The 18,077-nt window shown below is 68.4% G+C and carries 18 protein-coding genes and 3 tRNA genes; 11 read left to right on the top strand and 10 right to left on the bottom strand.

Annotation, left to right across the window (positions count from 1 at the left end; all coding sequences use genetic code 11):
• Window positions 1-56 precede the first annotated feature (56 nt).
• Complete coding sequence (gene ctaD / locus FHR84_RS10180; protein ID WP_179535211.1) at window positions 57-1,772, bottom strand: aa3-type cytochrome oxidase subunit I; 1,716 nt, start codon at window positions 1,770-1,772, stop codon at window positions 57-59.
• A gap of 356 nt (window positions 1,773-2,128) precedes the next feature.
• Window positions 2,129-2,734: an SACE_7040 family transcriptional regulator gene (locus FHR84_RS10175; protein ID WP_179535210.1), complete on the bottom strand. Its 606-nt coding sequence runs from the start codon at window positions 2,732-2,734 to the stop codon at window positions 2,129-2,131.
• A gap of 145 nt (window positions 2,735-2,879) precedes the next feature.
• Between FHR84_RS10175 and FHR84_RS10170 the strand changes: the two genes are divergently transcribed.
• The 3 genes from FHR84_RS10170 (at window position 2,880) to FHR84_RS10160 (ending at window position 7,890) form a co-directional block, all read left to right on the top strand.
• The gene (locus FHR84_RS10170) at window positions 2,880-4,493 is read left to right on the top strand and encodes a carboxyl transferase domain-containing protein (protein WP_179535209.1); all 1,614 of its coding nucleotides are present in this window, start codon (window positions 2,880-2,882) and stop codon (window positions 4,491-4,493) included.
• A 57-nt stretch (window positions 4,494-4,550) separates the two neighbouring features.
• Window positions 4,551-6,671, top strand: a complete 2,121-nt coding sequence (locus FHR84_RS10165) for an ATP-binding protein (RefSeq protein WP_179535208.1) — start codon at window positions 4,551-4,553, stop codon at window positions 6,669-6,671.
• A gap of 61 nt (window positions 6,672-6,732) precedes the next feature.
• Window positions 6,733-7,890: an acyl-CoA dehydrogenase family protein gene (locus FHR84_RS10160; RefSeq protein ID WP_179535207.1), complete on the top strand. Its 1,158-nt coding sequence runs from the start codon at window positions 6,733-6,735 to the stop codon at window positions 7,888-7,890.
• 148 nt (window positions 7,891-8,038) lie between these two features.
• Here FHR84_RS10160 and FHR84_RS10155 read toward each other — a convergent pair whose 3' ends face one another.
• Complete coding sequence (locus FHR84_RS10155; protein ID WP_179535206.1) at window positions 8,039-8,551, bottom strand: ribbon-helix-helix domain-containing protein; 513 nt, start codon at window positions 8,549-8,551, stop codon at window positions 8,039-8,041.
• A gap of 336 nt (window positions 8,552-8,887) precedes the next feature.
• A complete protein-coding gene (locus FHR84_RS10150) occupies window positions 8,888-9,106 on the bottom strand; it encodes a heavy-metal-associated domain-containing protein (RefSeq protein ID WP_142079147.1) in 219 nt (72 codons plus the stop codon).
• A gap of 280 nt (window positions 9,107-9,386) precedes the next feature.
• Between FHR84_RS10150 and FHR84_RS10145 the strand changes: the two genes are divergently transcribed.
• The 5 genes from FHR84_RS10145 to FHR84_RS10125 all read left to right on the top strand — a co-directional run bounded on the left by FHR84_RS10145 (window position 9,387) and on the right by FHR84_RS10125 (window position 11,307).
• Window positions 9,387-9,638 carry a hypothetical protein gene (locus FHR84_RS10145; protein WP_179535205.1) on the top strand — a complete coding sequence of 84 codons (252 nt, stop codon included), beginning with the start codon at window positions 9,387-9,389 and terminating at the stop codon, window positions 9,636-9,638.
• Between the two features lie 411 nt (window positions 9,639-10,049).
• Window positions 10,050-10,691, top strand: coding sequence for a TetR family transcriptional regulator (locus tag FHR84_RS10140; protein WP_343075220.1), 642 nt, complete (start codon window positions 10,050-10,052; stop codon window positions 10,689-10,691).
• Between the two features lie 332 nt (window positions 10,692-11,023).
• Window positions 11,024-11,096 (top strand) — tRNA-Glu (locus FHR84_RS10135).
• A 32-nt stretch (window positions 11,097-11,128) separates the two neighbouring features.
• Window positions 11,129-11,205: transfer RNA gene (locus tag FHR84_RS10130), tRNA-Asp, on the top strand.
• 29 nt (window positions 11,206-11,234) lie between these two features.
• A tRNA-Phe gene (locus FHR84_RS10125) sits at window positions 11,235-11,307 on the top strand.
• Window positions 11,308-11,429: 122 nt separating this feature from the next.
• On the opposite strand, the gene FHR84_RS10120 is transcribed toward FHR84_RS10125, so the two are convergent.
• The gene (locus FHR84_RS10120; RefSeq protein ID WP_179535204.1) at window positions 11,430-11,831 is read right to left on the bottom strand and encodes a VOC family protein; all 402 of its coding nucleotides are present in this window, start codon (window positions 11,829-11,831) and stop codon (window positions 11,430-11,432) included.
• Window positions 11,832-12,436: 605 nt separating this feature from the next.
• Window positions 12,437-13,036, bottom strand: a complete 600-nt coding sequence (locus FHR84_RS10115; protein ID WP_179535203.1) for a TetR/AcrR family transcriptional regulator — start codon at window positions 13,034-13,036, stop codon at window positions 12,437-12,439.
• Between the two features lie 152 nt (window positions 13,037-13,188).
• On the opposite strand from FHR84_RS10115, the gene FHR84_RS10110 reads away from it, so the two are divergent.
• A complete protein-coding gene (locus FHR84_RS10110; protein WP_179535202.1) occupies window positions 13,189-14,043 on the top strand; it encodes an NmrA family NAD(P)-binding protein in 855 nt (284 codons plus the stop codon).
• Between the two features lie 374 nt (window positions 14,044-14,417).
• On the opposite strand, the gene FHR84_RS10105 is transcribed toward FHR84_RS10110, so the two are convergent.
• Window positions 14,418-14,564: a hypothetical protein gene (locus FHR84_RS10105; RefSeq protein ID WP_179535201.1), complete on the bottom strand. Its 147-nt coding sequence runs from the start codon at window positions 14,562-14,564 to the stop codon at window positions 14,418-14,420.
• Between the two features lie 18 nt (window positions 14,565-14,582).
• On the opposite strand from FHR84_RS10105, the gene FHR84_RS10100 reads away from it, so the two are divergent.
• Window positions 14,583-15,056, top strand: coding sequence for an NUDIX domain-containing protein (locus FHR84_RS10100; RefSeq protein WP_179535200.1), 474 nt, complete (start codon window positions 14,583-14,585; stop codon window positions 15,054-15,056).
• A gap of 921 nt (window positions 15,057-15,977) precedes the next feature.
• On the opposite strand, the gene FHR84_RS23500 is transcribed toward FHR84_RS10100, so the two are convergent.
• From FHR84_RS23500 to FHR84_RS10090, 3 genes are all read right to left on the bottom strand, one after another.
• Entirely contained in the window at window positions 15,978-16,370 is a 393-nt protein-coding gene (locus FHR84_RS23500) for a transposase (RefSeq protein ID WP_179535199.1), read from the bottom strand.
• Between the two features lie 136 nt (window positions 16,371-16,506).
• Complete coding sequence (locus FHR84_RS22860; protein ID WP_281361287.1) at window positions 16,507-16,629, bottom strand: hypothetical protein; 123 nt, start codon at window positions 16,627-16,629, stop codon at window positions 16,507-16,509.
• 247 nt (window positions 16,630-16,876) lie between these two features.
• Window positions 16,877-17,272, bottom strand: a complete 396-nt coding sequence (locus tag FHR84_RS10090) for a DUF3224 domain-containing protein (protein ID WP_179535198.1) — start codon at window positions 17,270-17,272, stop codon at window positions 16,877-16,879.
• 150 nt (window positions 17,273-17,422) lie between these two features.
• On the opposite strand from FHR84_RS10090, the gene FHR84_RS10085 reads away from it, so the two are divergent.
• Entirely contained in the window at window positions 17,423-17,980 is a 558-nt protein-coding gene (locus FHR84_RS10085; RefSeq protein WP_179535197.1) for a GrpB family protein, read from the top strand.
• Window positions 17,981-18,077: the final 97 nt, after the last annotated feature.

Here is an 18,077-nt window from a genome sequence, read left to right as displayed (position 1 = left end):
ACCGCACCGCCGCCGTGAGCGCGGGGAAGGCCCGCGAACCGGCGGGTGCTCGGCGATCAGGCTCGGTGCTCCCCGCCGGAGTTCCCCTGCCGCGTGACGTGAGCCTCCAGCTCCATTCGCTCGGACATGTGCGGGTAGTGCAGTTCGAACGCGGGGCGGGCGGACCTGATGCGCGGCAGCTCGTGGAAGTTGTGCCGCGGGGGCGGGCAGGAGGTGGCCCACTCCAGCGAGTTGCCGTGGCCCCACGGGTCGTCGACGTTGACGACCGCGCCGTAGCGGTAGCTCTTGAAGATGTTGTACAGGAACGGAAGCATCGAGGCTCCGAGCAGGAACGCGCCGGCGCTGGAGATCATGTTGAGCGTGGTGAACCCGTCCGTCGGCAGGTAGTCGGCGTACCGCCGCGGCATCCCCTCGTTGCCCAGCCAGTGCTGCACCAGGAACGTGGTGTGGAAGCCGATGAAGGTCAGCCAGAAGTGTGCCTTGGCCAGGCGCTCGTCCATCATCCGGCCGACCATCTTGGGGAACCAGAAGTAGATCCCCGCGAACACGGCGAACACGATCGTCCCGAACAGCACGTAGTGGAAGTGCGCCACCACGAAGTAGGTGTCCGAGACGTGGAAGTCCAGCGGTGGTGAGGCGAGCAGCACCCCGGTCAGCCCGCCGAACAGGAAGGTCACCAGGAAACCGATGCTGAACAGCATCGGGGACTCGAAGGTGATCTGGCCGCGCCACATGGTGCCGATCCAGTTGAAGAACTTGATGCCGGTGGGCACGGCGATCAGGAACGTCGTGAACGAGAAGAACGGGAGCAGCACCGCACCGGTGACGAACATGTGGTGGGCCCAGACCACCACCGACAGGAAACCGATCGTCCAGGTCGCGTACACCAGACCGGTGTAGCCGAACAGCGGCTTGCGGGAGAACACCGGCAGGATCTCGGTGATGATGCCGAAGAACGGCAGCGCGACGATGTAGACCTCGGGGTGGCCGAAGAACCAGAACAGGTGCTGCCACAGCACACTGCCGCCGTTGGCCGGGTCGAAGACGTGCGCCCCCAGGTGCCGGTCGGCCAGCAACCCGAACAGCGCGGCGGTGAGGATCGGGAAGGCGACCAGGATCAGCAGGCTGGTGACCAGGATGTTCCAGGTGAAGATCGGCATCCGCCACATGGTCATGCCCGGTGCGCGCATGCACACGATCGAGGTGATCATGTTGACCGCGCCGAGGATCGTGCCGAGGCCGGAGACGATCAGCCCCGTGATCCAGAGGTTCCCGCCGATCCCCGGGCTGTGCTCTCCCCTGGCCAGCGGGGTGTAGGCGGTCCAGCCGAAGTCGGCCGCTCCGTTGGGGGTGATGAAGCTGCCGATCACGATCAGCCCGCCGAACAGGAACAGCCAGTAGGAGAACGCGTTCAGCCGGGGGAAGGCCACGTCGGGGGCGCCGATCTGCAGCGGCAGCACCACGTTGGCGAATCCGAACAGGATCGGGGTGGCGAACAGCAGCAGCATGATCGTGCCGTGCATGGTGAACAGCTGGTTGTACTGCTCCTGCGAGATCACCTGCAGTCCGGGGGCGGCGAGCTCCGCGCGCAGGAACATCGCCAGCAGGCCGCCGATGAGGAAGAACGTGAAAGCCGTGGAGAGGTAGAGCATCCCGATCTGCTTCGGATCGGTGGTGCGGCTCAGCGCCACGAGCACCGAACCCTTCGGGGCGCGTGCTCCTTCGGACGCGCGCGTGGGGACCGGTGTCGGACGCGTACCGGAAGTAGCCATCCTGCCTCCTTCGGCTCGGTGGCACGCCGGTCCAGTCTTGCTCCGGTGCTGTTGGCTCGCAAAACGTGTTCTTAACCCGATGGGTTGATGTTTGGCCCGCTCGAACCGTTCGCGGAGAACTTCCGGCGGGAGTCCGTCCGGCTCGGGTGCTCGGCCGACGCGGAACGCGTGGTTCGGACGCATCGCGAGGCGGCAGGGCACGTGGCTGCGGATCGCCGCTCGAGGTGCCCTCCAGCGCTCCTGGGGGCGCCGACTCGCGTGCGGGCTGCCCGGCCGGCCGCGCGACGTTCCGTTGCGAGCTCCGAGCGGCTCGGAGCCGGGGAGGTGGCGGCCGGTGGCGCTCCCGGCCCGCCGGGTCAGCGCGGCCGGGGTTCCGTGCCCAGCGCGCCCATGGCCATTCGGTGCAGCAGCGCGGACATGGTGCCGGTGTCCAGCCGCGCGCTGTAGGGGGTGGAGTTGATCAGACCGAGCACGGCGTGGGTGGAGGCCCGCGCGGTGTCCTCGTCCAGTTCGGGGCGAACGGTGAGCAGGGTGCGCACCCAGACCTCGACGTAGCCGCGCTGCAACTCCCTGACCCGGTGCCGGTCGGGTTCGGTCAGGCTGTCGAGATCGCGCAGGTGCACGGTGATCAGCGCTGAGTTCGTCAGCGCGAACTCGATGTGCCAGCGCACCAGGCTTTCGAGCGCTTCGGCGGGGTTCGCGGTGCTCGCCGTTCTGGCCCGGCCGCCGCGGAGCAGCTTCTCGCTGATGCCGGTGAGCATCTCGCCCAGCATCGCGTCCTTGCTGCGGAAGTGCCGGTACAGCGCCGGGCCCGACACGCCGACAGCCGCTCCGATGTCGTCGATCCCGACCCCGTGGAATCCGTACCGTGCGAACAGCTCCGCCGCGGCTCCGAGGATCTGCTCGCGTCGTGAGGGGGTCTGGGGCGAGGCGGGAGGCTGCTCGGCGGCGTTGCGCGTCATCGACTCCGATACTAGACGAATCCAGTTAGGAGGCGTTAACATAAGTACGTTAACGATCACTAACAACGTTGCCGAGAGTGTGTCTGTCCGGCCGGAAGTCCCACCGTGCGGGGCGGGAACGAGAACGGAAGGTGCGGTCAACGAGATGGATGCGCCGGTACTGTCCACCGCCGTCGACCCGACGGCCGACTCCTACGCGCGCTACACCGCGGAGCACGCGGCCCTGGTCCAGGACCTCGAGGAGCAGCTCGCCCGCGCCCGGGCCGGTGGTCCGGAGAAAACCAGGCGGCGGCACGTCGAACGCGGCAAACTGCTGCCGCGCGAAAGGGTGGACACGCTCCTCGACCGCGGCTCGCCGCTGCTCGAGCTCTCCCCGATGGCCGCGCACGGGCTCTACGAGGACGAGGCCCCCTCGGCGGGGATCATCACCGGGATCGGCCGGGTGGCGGGCCGCGAGTGCGTCGTCGTGGCCAACGACGCCACGGTCAAAGGGGGGACCTACTACCCCGTCACGGTGAAGAAGCACCTGCGTGCGCAGGAAGTGGCCCTGCACAACAACCTGCCCTGCATCTACCTGGTCGACTCGGGCGGTGCCTTCCTGCCGCGCCAGGACGAGGTCTTCCCGGACCGGGAGCACTTCGGACGCATCTTCTACAACCAGGCCACGATGTCCGCACGCGGAATCCCGCAGATCGCGGCGGTGCTCGGCTCCTGCACCGCGGGCGGGGCCTACGTCCCGGCCATGAGCGACGAAGCGGTGATCGTGCGCGAGCAGGGCACCATCTTCCTCGGTGGTCCGCCGCTGGTGAAGGCGGCCACGGGCGCCGAGGTGAGCGCGGAGGAGCTCGGCGGCGGCGGGCTGCACGCCCGCACCTCGGGAGTGACCGACCACCTGGCCGCCGACGACGCCGACGCGCTGCGCACGGTGCGCTCCATCGTCGGCACCACGGACAGCGGGCGGCAGCCCTCCCCGCGGTCGGCTCCGGTCGAGGAGCCCGCCGTGGACCCGGAGCAGCTCTACGGGGTGGTTCCCACGGACAGCAGGACCCCCTACGACGTGCGCGAGGTGATCGCCCGGATCGTCGACGGCAGCCGCTTCTCGGAGTTCAAGTCGGAGTACGGGCAGACCCTGGTCACGGGCTTCGCCCGGATCCACGGCAGGCCCGTGGGCATCGTCGCCAACAACGGGATCCTGTTCGCCGAGTCCGCGCTCAAGGGGTCCCACTTCGTGCAGCTGTGCGACCGCAGGGAGATCCCGCTGGTGTTCCTGCAGAACATCTCGGGGTTCATGGTGGGCAAGGAGTACGAGGCCGGGGGGATCGCCAAGCACGGGGCCAAGATGGTCACTGCCGTGGCCTGCGCCCGCGTCCCGAAGCTGACCGTGGTGATAGGGGGCTCGTTCGGCGCGGGAAACTACTCGATGTGCGGGCGCGCCTACTCGCCGCGGTTCCTGTGGATGTGGCCGAACGCCCGCATCTCGGTGATGGGCGGGGAGCAGGCCGCCTCGGTGCTGTCCACCGTCCGGCGCGACCAGCTCGAGGGAAGCGGGCAGCACTGGTCCGCCGAGGAGGAAGAGGAGTTCAAACAACCCGTGCGGGAGCAGTACGAGCGGCAGGGACATCCCTACTACTCGACCGCCCGGCTCTGGGACGACGGAGTGATCGACCCGAAGCAGACCAGGAACGTGCTCGGACTGGCCCTGGCCACGGCGGAGAACGCTCCGTTGGAGCCGGTGAACAACGGTGTGTTCCGCATGTGACCGAACGTGGAGCGAGAGCGGATGTCCAGCACGAGCAGGGCCGGTCGGAGGGAAGAGATGGTCCACACACAACCGTCGGAAGCGCGGCGTTTCAGCACGGTGCTGGTGGCCAACCGCGGAGAGATCGCGGTGCGCGTCATCAGGACACTGCGCCGCCTGGGGATTCGTTCCGTGGCCGTGCACAGCGACGCCGACGCGGAGGCCGCCCACGTGGCCGAGGCGGACACGGCCGTGCGCATCGGACCGGCCGCGGCCTCCGAGAGCTACCTGCGCGGCGAACGGATCCTGGAGGCGGCCGCGGCCTGCGGTGCGCAGGCCGTGCACCCCGGGTACGGCTTCCTGTCCGAGAACGCCGAGTTCGCCGCGGCCTGCGCGGAGGCGGGCCTGACCTTCATCGGTCCGTCCGCGACCGCGATCGAGTCGATGGGCGACAAGATCCGCGCGAAGCGCACCGTGGCCGAGGCCGGCGTGCCGCTGGTTCCGGGAAGCGGCGCGGAGGGGGCCACCGACGAGCAGCTCCGGCGGGCGGCCCTGGAAACCGGGCTCCCCGTGCTGTTCAAACCGGCGGCGGGCGGCGGAGGAAAGGGAATGCGGCTCGTGCACACCGCGGAGGAGCTCACCGCGGCGATCGACGCCGCGCGCCGTGAGTCCCGCGCGTCGTTCGGCGACGACACGCTGTTCGTGGAACGCTTCGTCACGCGTCCCCGGCACGTCGAGGTCCAGGTGCTCGGCGACTCCCACGGCAACGTGGTGCACCTCGGGGAGCGGGAGTGCAGCCTGCAGCGCAGGCACCAGAAGATCGTCGAGGAGGCCCCCTCGCCGCTGCTGGACCCGGCGACGCGTTCGGAGATCGGCGCCTCCGCCGTGGAGGCGGCCCGTGCCGTGGGGTACGTGGGCGCGGGAACGGTGGAGTTCATCGTCTCGGCGGACAAGCCGGAGGAGTTCTTCTTCATGGAGATGAACACCAGGCTGCAGGTCGAGCACCCGGTGACCGAGATGGTCACCGCCGTGGGCGGGGAACCGGAGCGCGCCGCCCGGTCCGCGCGGAGCCGGGACGGGCAGCCGGAGGGGCTGGACCTGGTCGAGTGGCAGGTCCGCGTCGCCGAGGGCGAACCCCTCCCGTTCCGGCAGGACGAGCTGGACATGGTGGGACACGCAGTGGAGGCGCGGCTCTACGCGGAGGACCCGGCCAGGGGGTTCCTGCCCACGGGTGGCGAGATCGTGCGTTTCCACGAGCCGGGGGGAGCCGGTGTCCGGATCGACTCGGGAGTGCGCGGCGGCGACCGGGTCGGTTCCGACTACGACCCGATGCTTGCCAAGATCATCGGCTGGGGGAGGACCCGTTCCGAAGCGCTGCGCAGGTTGGACGGCGCGCTGGCCGGGACGACGCTGCTCGGGCTGCACACCAACTCCGCTTTCCTGCGGGCGCTGCTGGACCACCCGGACGTACGCGCGGGCGAGCTCGACACCGGACTCGTGGAACGGGAGCTCGACGAGCTGCTGGACGGCAGCGGAGAGCGGGCGGCACCGCCCGAGCACGTGCTGATCGCCGCCGCCACGGTTCGACTGATGGAACTGGAGCCCGCCGGTCCCGCACGGGACCCCTGGGAGGCGCTCACCGGCTGGCGGATAGGTGGCCGGGCCTGGATGAGCCGGACCTTCGAGGTATCCGGCGTGCGCTGGACCGTGCGGCTGCGCGGGGACTCCACGGCGGCCGAGGCGCTGGTCGAGCGGGAACCCGGCGCGGAGGCCCCCCGGCCGAGCCCGGTGCGCGCCGGTCGAGACGGCTCCGTGCTCGCGGTCACCCTGGACGGACGAACCAGGCGCTACCGCTACGCCCTGTCCGGGGAGACGGTCCGGCTCGCCGCCGAGGGGGGAACCTGGTCGCTGACCGAGCGCACCCTGCTCGCCGACGCGGCGGGGAAGTCGAACGTGACCGACGGTGCGGTCACCAGCCCCATGCCCGGAACGGTGCTGGTAAGCAACGTCGAACCCGGCCAGCGGGTGCGCGGCGGTCAGGCGCTGTTCGTCGTCGAGGCGATGAAGATGGAGCACACCGTGACCGCTCCCGTGGACGGCACCGTCACGGAGGTGTTCGCGACGACGGGCCGGGCGGTCGAGCTGGAACAGCCGCTCGCGGTGGTCACCGCGGACGGAGACGTCCCTCCCGAGGAGTGAACCTCCCCGGGAGGAAATTCGGCGCGGCACACCCACGCCGCGAACCGCTCAGGAGGTCGGGATGGTCGATTACCAGCTCAGCGACGAGCACGAGCAGTTGCGTCAGGCGGTCAGGTCCTTTTCGCTCAAGGAGGTGGCCCCCGTGATCGGGGACTACTACGAGCGGGAGGAGTTCCCCTACCCGCTGGTGGGGAGCATGGGGGAGATGGGGCTGTTCGGGCTTCCGGTCCCGGAGGAGCACGGCGGCATGGGCGGTGACTACCTCGCGCTCTGCGTCGCCATCGAGGAGCTCGCGCGGGTGGACTCCTCGGTGGCCGTGACCCTGGAGGCCGGGGTGTCGCTGGGGGTCATGCCGATCTACCGGTTCGGCACGCCGGAGCAGCGCGAGCAGTGGCTTCCGCGGCTCGCCGCGGGTGAGCTGCTCGGTGCCTTCGGGCTGACCGAACCGGACGGCGGTTCCGACGCGGGCGCCTGCCGCACCACGGCCGAACAGCACGGTTCCGAGTGGGTGCTCAACGGTTCCAAGGCGTTCATAACCAACTCGGGGACCGACATCACCGGCTTCGTCACGGTCGCCGCCGTCACCGGCAGGAAGCCGGACGGGGGCAAGGAGATCTCCACCATCATCGTTCCCGCGGGAACACCGGGGTTCACCGTGGCCCCCAAGTACTCCAAGGTGGGCTGGAACGCCTCCGACACCCACGAGCTGGTCTTCGAGGACTGCCGGGTTCCGGCCGAGAACCTGCTCGGTCAGCGTGGTCGCGGGTACGCGCAGTTCCTGGCCACCCTGACCGAGGGGCGGGTGGCCATCGCCGCCCTCGGCGTCGGCCTCGCCCAGGGGTGCGTGGACGAGTGCCTGCGCTACGTCGAGGAGCGCAGCGCCTTCGGGCGCAGGATCGGGCAGAACCAGTCGATCCAGTTCAAGATCTCGGACATGGAGCTGCGCGCGCACACGGCCAGACTGGCCTACTACGACGCGGCCAGCCGGATGCTGCGCGGCGCGCCTTACCAGAAGCAGGCCGCCGTGGCCAAGCTGGCCGCCTCCAACGCGGCCATGGACAACGCGCGGGACGCCACCCAGATATTCGGTGGCTACGGCTTCATGAACGAGACGCCGGTCGGCCGGTTCTACCGGGACGCCAAGATCCTGGAGATCGGCGAGGGCACCAGCGAGGTGCAGCGGATGCTGATCGCCAGGGAGCTCGGGCTCCCGGCCTGATCGGAGCCGGCGGGGCCGCGGGTCGGCTGGCCCGCCGGGAGAACCCTGGTGCTCGCCCGGCCGGGGCGTTCACCGCGGGTCGTTCACCGGGCGAGCGGCGGGGCCGCCAGCGGCCCCGCACCGCCGCGCGAGCCGACCCGTCGACTCCCTAGTAGCGGTACTGGCCGTGCGGGATGGTGATCTCGGTGTCGGTCTCCTCGACGCCGTGGTCGGGGAACCCCGCGGGCGGCTGCCCGCTGCCGGGGGCGGTCGCCTCGGGGAACTCGGTGGGGAAGCCCTCGTCCGCGGGCCACTCCTCGTTCCCGCCGGCCTCGGGGTGCGCGTGCGCGGGCCGGGGTTCCGCGCTGCCGGGCCACTCGGCCTCTTCCGGGGCGGGGTGGTCGTTCAGGTGCTGCAGCACCCAGTCCCTGGCCAGCGCGCTCGGAGAGGTCCCCTGCTCGGCGGCCAGTTCCTTGAGACGTTCGTTGGCCATCAACGGGAGACGCAGTTGATGTACTTCGGAGGTGCCGAAGCTGCGGCCGGTGCCGGTGGTCTCCGGGTCCTCGTCGGGGGAGAGCGCCGCGAGGTAGGACTCGAGTTCGCCGTCCGGCTGGTCCTGCTGCTGTGTGTCGACATCGTCGGTGCGCTGTCGACGTCCGATCTTCGCCCGTCCTAGAACCACGCGGACACGATAACGGTTCCGACCGGCCGGAACAGCGGATGTGGGGGTGCTCACTCGTCAGTGTCGGGGTTTCGTGGTCCGGCAAGCCCCCGCGCCAGGGGAAACGCGGGGGCAGGGCAATGCCGATCTCCACAGCTGCTGACCGGGGGTGGGTCAGCGGGACCGATTGTGGCATGTCCGGTCGCCTTTTGTGGAGGGTTCGTGAAGCGGCCTCGTGTTCGGCCGTCCGCGTGAGCGGGCCGCCGCTCGGAGTCGCGGACCCGGTCCGCGAGGTCCCCTGTGCTCACCGCGGGAACACCCTTCCGCGGCGGCCTCGTGGTGCGGCTCGCGGGCCGCTCACTCACCGGGCCAGTCGGAGACGGTGTAACCGGCCTCCTGCACGGCGGCGGAGGCGGCTTCCTCGCTGATCTCCGATTCCGAGGTGACGGTCACCCTGCCGGTTTCGAGGGCGACGTCGACGTCGGAGACCCCCGGGAGCTCGCCGAGCTCCTCGGTCACCGAGGCGACGCAGTGCTGGCAGGTCATTCCGTTGACGGTGAAGGTCTGAGTGGGCATTGCCGCTCCTTTTTCGCACCTGCGGGAAGTTCGTTCGGATGGCTTCGGCCACCTCGCAATATACCCCTAGGGGGTAAGTGCTGTGCAACGCCGCGGCTTCTCACTCGTCCGCGGTGATTATTCGGCGAGCATCTCGGGAACAACCCCTTCGCGCGGAGTGCCCCGTGCTCCCCGTGGAGGCATTTGGTTACGACGCGTGTTCATACGTCACTCTCCAGGGGGCTGTTTTGGAGGTCTCCCGGTGGATAACCTGCGGCAGAACCCTAGTCGGGGAGGGGTTATGGACGGCTCGCTCGACGTACGCAAGTTCCTGGCGCTCCAGGACAGAAGTCACCCCAGGTCCTCGACCTCGGTGCCCGCGCAGCGCAGCAGTGACTCGGCGCGGTTCTCTCCCGAGCAGCTACACCGTGCTCGGATGGCGGTGGCGCGCGGGGCCAGGGACACCGAAGACTGCAGGAAGTTGCTGGAGATGCTCGGTCTCACGGCGGACGAGGACGAAGAGGGCGAAGAGGACCCGCCGGTGTCCAGCTGAGCGGTCCCGCTGAACGGCGCCGTGGGAGTTGTGTCGTTTTCCTGTTCGTGGCCGGCCGGAGGCACGGGCCTCTTTCGTGTGCTCGCTGTGGTGATCGCTCGCCCGGCGGAAGGCCGTGGCCGGACGGCGAGGGCGCGTGTTCGAAGTCCCGCGAGACGTACACCCCCCGGTGGAACGTCTCGCGGGACTCGGGCGGGCCGCCGTGTGGCCACGGGGAAAACCTACCCCCGGGTCTTTTTTGATCGTCCGCCAGGTGGTCCTTTCCCCGGTTGTGAGCGCGTTTCGGCTTCGCGCGGCCGGGTTCGTGGGGAAGGCGGATGGGCAAGGGCTGCCCACGCGCGGTAATTTCATTCCGCAAAGTTGATCATCCATTCGTGGGTGGTAGCCGCCTGCCCGTTACGGTGAGTTTTGGTGCGCTGCCCACAGTCGTACGCCGGAGCCGCGCACATGCCTCAGCAGCGTCGTGCCCAACTGACCCGTCGTGCGATCGTCGTGGCCGCCGCGGAGGAGTTCGACCGAGCGGGCTACGACGCCGTGCCGCTCAGCGCGATCCTGCGGCGTAGTGGCGTGACCAAGGGCGCTTTCTACTTCCACTTCTCCTCGAAGGAGGAGCTGGCGCTGGCGCTGGTCCGGCTGCAGGCCCAACGCTGGCCCAGGCTGCAACGTGCTTGGCTGCGTCGTGAGCTCGATCCGCTCTCGATCGCGGTGGGGCTGCTCAACGACGCGGTCCGCCTGACCGAGCAGGACGTCGTGATCCGTGCCGGAACCCAGCTCGCGCGTCACCGCATAGCGGAGGGCGAGGAGAGCCACGAGCTGGAGTGGGAGCCGTTGTTGCAGGATCTGCTGCGGCGCTCCGCCGCCAGTGGTCTGCTGCGCCCCGGGGTGGATTCGATGGCGGTGGCCCGGGTCGCCTACACGGCGATGGTGGGGGCGAGCGTGGCCGGTGCCTCCGCGTCGGGGCCGGGGGCGGCCGCGCGCATGGAGGAGGTCTGGCGCGTCACTCTGCGCGGAGTGGCCAGTCCCGAGTGGTTGAGCAACCGGCGTTCCCGATGAGTTCTTCCGAGGGGCGTTGACCGGCTTTCGTGTGAGACCGGGTTCACAAAAACCGGTTTCGCGTCTTCGTGGGGGGATTCGAGGGGACGTGCTGGTTCGTCGCGGGGTCTCGTTCGGGGTGGAAGCAAGGGGGTGTACTTGTTCTTCGCAGTGCACGGCTTTGCCGTCGAAGCGGGCGTGGGGGTTCGCGTGGCTCGCTCGGGTTCGGGGGGACCCCCCTTTTCGAAGCCGCGAAAGCATGCAGTAAGCTTTTAATCGTTCCCAACGGGGCACCCCACAAAAACGGGAAAGCCGGTTGGAGGCAAGGCTCGGTCGGTCCGCTGGCCGGCTAAGCCCCCATCGTCTAGAGGCCTAGGACGCCGCCCTTTCAAGGCGGTAACGCGGGTTCGAATCCCGTTGGGGGTACGGAGCCGGCCCGTCCGGTGACAACGAGATATGGCCCAGTAGCGCAGTTGGTTAGCGCGCCGCCCTGTCACGGCGGAGGTCGCGGGTTCGAGTCCCGTCTGGGTCGCCATTGCGATCGGCCAAGAGCCGGGCGCGAACGGCCAGGTAGCTCAGTTGGTAGAGCGTCCGCCTGAAAAGCGGAAGGTCGGCGGTTCGACCCCGTCCCTGGCCACGGCTCGGAGCTGCGAGAACGGCCCTCACCGGAGACGGTGGGGGCCGTTCTCGCGTGTGGGGGCTCGGTTCCGGTCTCGGTTGTTCGCCGGTGGCTTCCGGTCCCTCTCCCAGCGGGAGTGATCACTGAGACGGCCGTGGGCCCAGCGAGTCCCAGCGGTTGCCCGCGACGTCGACGAAGACCGCAACCCGGCCGTACGGTTCCTGGCGTGGCTCGGTGACGAACTCGACCCCAGCCGCACGCATCCGGTCGTAGGACGCCTGAAAGTCGTCGACGCGCAGGAACAGCCCCACTCGGCCTGCGAACTGATCTCCCACGACTCGCTCCTGCCGCTCGTCGTCAGCTCGTGCGAGCACCAGAGCTGTCGTGGCTCCGGGCGGTCGCACGACGACCCACCGCTTCTCGCGCCCGTCGTCGGTCGAGGACGGTGAATCCTCGACGAGCTCGAACTCCAGTGCATCCAGGAAGAATCGGATCGCCTCGTCGTAGTCGTCGACGATCAGAGTCAACTGCTCGAGGTGCATCACGCCAGGCAACCACGGTGACCAGCGCGTGCCCAGAGGCGCGACCGCTGGCGAATCCCTCGGTATCACAGGCCTGACCGGCCGAGCCCCAGGACGTGGTTCAGCATTCCCCCGTGATCGTTCGCGATCTGCGATTTCTCAGCCCCGGCCGCGCCGCGGTCGCGTGGGTTTGATCGTGCTCGTCCAGAGGTCCGCACGCGGCCGGGGCCCCTTCTCCGTCACCACTGCCGTGAAGGAACCCTGTGATGATTACTTCCCAGAAGTGGGCGTTCAGCCGCTCGTTGCCCGCACGTCGAAGCTCGGCTTCCCGCTGGTGGCGGTGCCGTGGAGCCGGAGCACGATCGAGCGCGGCGCGTGAGCGGTGCGGGCTTCGAACGTTGCGGGGTGTGGTCGTTCACCTCCTCAGCGGTGTTTTCGACCCGACACGCTGAGCTTGGGTTCGGCGGGGTGGGCACGATGCGTGATGACACTGGATGCTGTGGACACTTCTTCGGGTGAGGGTGCGCAGTCTGTGCGGAAACGGCTGGCTGCCGAGATTGTGGCGCGGGCCCGTGAACGAGGTCCGGAGCTGACTGGCCCGGGGCAGGCTGCTCAAGGAACTGCCATCACCCGGCGGCAGTGGGCTGTTGCGCGTGGATTCCGTCGAGCAAGTGGGTGGTTCGGCGGTCGTAGTCGTCCCGCTGCGGGCGAGTCCCGTGTTTCAGGGTGAGTGCGCTGTCGTGGAGCAACACATGGAGGTCGTCGGCCGTGAAGTCGGACCGCAGTGCGCCGCAAGCGCGTCCTGCCGCGACGAGTTCGTCGTGAATCTCGGTGCCCGCCCGGCAGATCGCCATGAGACTCTTCGAGTCGGGGTAGGTCTGCAGCACGGTGTCCACGACGGCGGGCTGGCGGTATTGCAGGTCGCGGATCGCGGTCACGTAGTACCTCAGCTGCTTCCCGGGTTCAGCGATGGATCGGGTGCGGTCGATGATGGCGTACAGCTCGGTTGCGACGACTTCTTCGATCACGGCTTCGATGAGGCCGATCCGGCCGCTGAACCGGTTGAATATCGTGCCCTTGCTCACCCCCGCCACTTTGGCGACCTCTTCCAGTGGCACGGTCAGCCCTCTGCCTCGGAAGGCATCGATCGCCGCGCGCCTGATCTGCTCGGCGTTGCGCTCGGCATCAGCACGCAGCCGAGGTTCCGAAGGTGCCGCACCGGCCATGTCATTCACCGCCTCCCCGGCCTTCGCCACAATTTGACTCGCAAGGTCAGTTTACCTAGTGTCGTCGACACGGGCGAACCTGACCATGCTGGTCAACTTATGAACATCGCCCCACCAGGCCGGATGCGGATTCACAGGGAGGGGCCACACGCATGATCGTTGTCACCGGGGCTACCGGCGGGCTTGGCGGCGCGACCGTCGAGCACCTCCTCAAGCGCGTACCAGCCGACCGGATCGGGGTCAGCGTCCGCGATGTCGCCAAGGCGCGGTCATTCGCCGACCGGGGTGTCCGCGTGCGACAGGGGTCCTACCAGGATCCGGCCGCGCTGCGCGACTCGTTCGAAGGTGCCGACCAGGTACTGCTGGTGTCCGGCAACGACCCGACGGCCGACATGGTCGGCCTGCACCGCAACGCCATCGAGGCAGCCGTCACGGCAGGTGCCCGGCGAATTCTCTACACGAGCCAGCACGCCTCCATCCCCGGCAATCCGTACCCGCCGTCGGAGGTCCACATCGCCACCGAAGCGATCCTCGCCGAGTCCGGGGTCGCCTGGACCGCATTGCGCAACGGCGCCTACGGCACGCTGGAACAGGTGCTCGGCCCGTGGCAGCAGACCGCAGCGATCGCCCAACCGGAAGACGGTCCCGTTCCGTATACCGACCGTGCCGAGGTGGCCGAGGCCACCGCGGTCATCCTCGCCGGTGACCGCTCCTTCGACGGCCCGATCACCCTCACCTCGCCGACCGCCGTCACCTTCGAGGACGTCGCCAAGATCGCCTCTGACCTCACCGGCCGCACGATCAAGCGCGTCGTTCTGGACGACGAGCAGTGGGTTGCCGACCAGATCGCGATCGGTGTCCCGGAGCAGATGGCCCGACTCGTGCTCACCTTCTATCAGGCCAGTCGAGCCGGCTACTTCGCCGAAGCCAGCCCGCTGCTGACCGAACTGCTCGGCCGCGAGCCCAGCAGCGTCGCCGATCGGCTCGCGTCCCACATCACCGCTTAAGGGCCGATTCCAGTTGAATGCCGCGTCGGCCGTCCGGCTGGATCCACCGTGAGTTCGAAACTCGGCTCAGTTGTCGTTAAGCGTGCGATCAACACGGCTGGACCGGAGAGCGACCATGGAAGTCACCGAAGCCCGCTGTCGGCGCGTCACGTGCGCCGAGTGGGGAGTGTGCGTCTGGTTCGGATCGGGCCGGGGATCCGCACCCCCGCAAGTCTCTGACTCGGTGGAGTGCCAATGATGAGCTTTCCGCTTCACACCGGTCGTGGATGGAGCAGATCGCGATCTCGCTCGCCGGCCGACCCCGCACCGACGCCAACACGACGCTGGCCTGATGCGACGCAGCCGGACCCGTTACCGCGTGGACCTGGTGATCTTCACCGGACGCTGTGCCTGCGCGGGCTCCAGCTCATGCGCGAACACCTCGGGCTGACGAGCCACCAGCACCACCTCCACGAGCAGCCCGCCAGGCCGGACCAGTCGGCGGTCCCCGAGGCCATCACCCCGCCGACCTGCTGGGACACAGCACTAGGGTCGCACTCATGGGGTCGGAGGCCGACAGGTTCGCCACTCCGCGGGTGGCCGCCGGGGCGCTGTTCGTCAACGGCGCGGGCAAGGTGCTGCTGGTCCGCAAGACCTGCGACAAACGGTGGGACATCCCAGGGGGGTATGTCGACACCGGCGAGTCGCCCGCGCGGGCCTGCGTCCGCGAACTGGTCGAGGAATTGGGAGTCGATCGCCGGCCGTTCCGAGTGCTGGCGGTCGACTGGGCACCGACCGAGCAGGACGGTGACAAGCTGCTGTGGGTGTTCTACTGCGGGGAGCTTGCAGACGACGAGCACCGGATTCGACTCGACGGCGGCGAATTGGACCGGTGGGAGTGGGTCGACGTCGAGGCACTGGACGACTACCTGATCCCGCGCCTGGTCCGCCGGCTGAAGCAGGCGCACACCGCCCGCGCGGAAGGGCTCACCGTCTACCTCGAACACGGTGAGCCCGCGCTGAAGAGCCGGTGAGCGCTTCCCGAGGGCGGAAGTTGTTCGGTGGTTCTCGCGGCTGTGCCCGTGGTTCCCCTGAGCCCGGCGATCGCTGCCGCGCCTGTAGTCATCGAGGAGCGTTCGACGGTCCTCGATGACTACAGCTCCGTCCTGGGGCAACGTCGGTCTCTGCAAGAGGTGGCTGGAGCAGTACCCCAGAATGTAGGAAGAAAGTCAGACGTGGTTACCGGATTCGACCCTGACTTGCTCTGGTGTCTCTCGTTCGGCAAATCCTGTAGGAGCTGGTCCAGCTCTCTCAGCGTCTTAGCGCACTGGGCGTTCTCCATGCGTTATTCGGACTCACCGGCCGTGAGGCGCCCCTGTGTCGTCTCATCTCGAATCTTTTCGATAGTTCGGTCCCGTTCAGTGCCCGAAGCTCGCGCTGACCTGTCTTCCACGAACTCTCCGGAGTCGTGTACTCCATGGGCGCGACTCTTGGTTTTCGGCTCGGAGGTCCGCTTCGGTCGTCCAAGCCATCGTGATGCATCCGTTGATGTTGAAAAGTATTTTGCCACTGCCAGAGCCAGCATGACGCCCGTCCCGACGAAAACCAGCGCGATAGTGGCGAGAAGGGTGACTTCGATAGGAGCGAGGTAGGTTATCTTAACCTCCTGAGGGCGGAAACACACTTCAAAAGTGACAGTACTACCCAGCCTGCAGTCTCCGCCGTCGAGCAGTTGAAGCACATTGCCGAACAGCTGTGCTCAGCGGAGCTCACCTTGCGAAGGTAAACATGGGGCGTGTCCACGTGTCAACAATGAAGGTTGTGCACTCAATTGATGAGCAGGGCGTTCGTTCGGATTCCTTGGATTCCGGTGATGATGTGGAGGACTCGTTGAGGATGGACAAGTGGGCGGCGGTACCGGGTGGTCGGGATGGCTCAGTTTTTCAGGTGAGCGATCATGCTTTCGACGGGATGACGCAGTAGAGCGGCGGTGGTATTGACTTTTTCTCTGTCGGGGTCAGGGGGCGCCCCTCCGGGATTTCATGGGGGTGAGTTATGGAACTTCCCAGGTAGCCGAGAGCGCCGATCGTATAGGCATGATTCAGTGTCTCGCGCACCGATGAGCGTCGGAACACCGTGAGATCATGGGTCGTGCCGGGAAAGAGCTCCGAACGAGCGAGAACGGTACCCCGGGCATCGGTGGCGACGTGCGGCCGCACTCCGTGGCATCGCCGCTTTCCCGGGTACGGCCTCTCCTGGTCACGATGGTTTCCCGTCGGAACGAGCACCCCATCGATCAGGGTGACGCGCCCGTCGGAGTCCTCCGCCGTCCGAGCCCATTCGGCCAAGACGGGCTCGATGCGGCGCAGTGTTCCCGGCCGCGGCTCGAAGCTGCGGGAGCGGCCCTCGCCGGAAGTGGTGGGACCGCTCTCGCGTGGGGCTGATCCCGCGAGCCCGTTCGGGCAGGTTCGGGAGTGCTCGTGGTCAGGCGCTGCTCGGCGGGATGTTGTTGAGGCGGAACCGATTGGGGGCGTACCGGGTCTTGAACTGGGTGAGGCGCTGGAGGTTGTCGTCGAAGGCGGTCTGCTTGGTGACCTCGTCCGGCACGGTGGGCCGCCCAGAAGCCTGAAGGAAACGCTATTGGTGATGTGCCTCATAATGGAGTATGCGCTTCCGGGGTGACCCGGGAAAGCCTTCGACCGGGCTGAAAGTGGACGGTGGGAGTGTTTCGGGAAGGCGGCTAGCGCACGGTGACCCGAAGGGCTCCCCGAGGGCGGACGGTCGCGCGGCTTTCGTCGCCGCGCCCGGTGCGCGGAGCCGCCGCGGGAGGGCGAGTACGGCTCCCCGGCAGGTCTCACAGCGCGCAGACGAGCGTGAGAACCTCCTGCTGGACCTCCTTCGCGTGGCCCGAGATGTCGGCGAGCTCTCCGGTGCCGGAAGCCGGGACGACGCTGCCGCAGCTGCTCTGGTCGGTTCCTTCGGCCAAGCCGCTGTGCTGAACGACGAAGGTCCCCCGGCGGCCGTCGAGCGTGCCCTCGATCCGCTCGGAGGCGACGTACCCCGCGCCCGCGGACCCTTGGGCGGTGAGCACCTCGACGACTCCGGAACCCTCGATCGCGCCGTGGTAGCGCTTCCGGATCGTGATCCGGGTCAGCTTGGGGCCCTCGGCCGGTTCCTCGTATACGGTCTCGTCCCAAGCGGTGATCTCGAAGGGGGCTTCGAGCTCGCGGCTCGTCCGTTGTGCGGCCATGCCGGGAAAACTGGCGCCCGCCCCCGACATCGAGCGCGGCGATCGGGACCCGAACGCGTTCACCCCGGCTTCGTCGACTCCGGACACCACGGACCCGTTCCCGCGTCAGGCGGGTACCGGTCCTCCCGTGCGCGCGGCTACGGTCGGCTCGTGGACGAGGACGTCGAACTGATCGGCGGGGTCGAGAAGCGCGACATTCGAGTCGTGGAGTACGACCCCGCCTGGCCGGAGCGCTTCCGCGCGGAGCGCGAGCGGATCGCGGCTGCGCTGGGGACGACCGCTCGTCGGATCGAGCACATCGGGTCCACGGCCGTGCCGGGGCTCGCCGCGAAACCCGTCGTGGACATCGGCGTGAGCGTGCCGGACGTGTCCGCGGAGGAGACCTGCCTCGGTCCCCTGAGGGAAGCGGGATACCAGCTGAGAGTGCGCGAACCCGGGCACCGGATGCTGCGCACCCCGGCCCGTGATGTGCACGTTCACGTCTGCGACGTCGGCAGCGCATGGGAACGTGCTCACCTGCTGTTCCGCGACCGGTTGCGCGGCGACGAATCCGACCGGGCGCGCTACGCGCAGCTCAAACGGGAACTCGCCGGGCGGGAGTGGGCCGATATGAACGCCTACGCCGACGCGAAGGGCCCGTTGATCGACGAGATCCTCGCACGGGCCGAGGCGTGGGCGCGGTCCCGCGGGTGGACGCCCGACCGGTGATGACGGGCCTCGGGCGCGAGTGCTCGGGTGGAGCACGGCTGCCGGGAACAGGGGCGAGCTGTTCGGCGAGGCCGTCACCACCCGGTGGGCGGGGCGC

Origin of the sequence: Actinopolyspora biskrensis (assembly GCF_013408175.1) — a bacterium.
Classification (GTDB): domain Bacteria; phylum Actinomycetota; class Actinomycetes; order Mycobacteriales; family Pseudonocardiaceae; genus Actinopolyspora; species Actinopolyspora biskrensis.
This window is presented reverse-complemented; position numbering and strand designations above follow the sequence as displayed.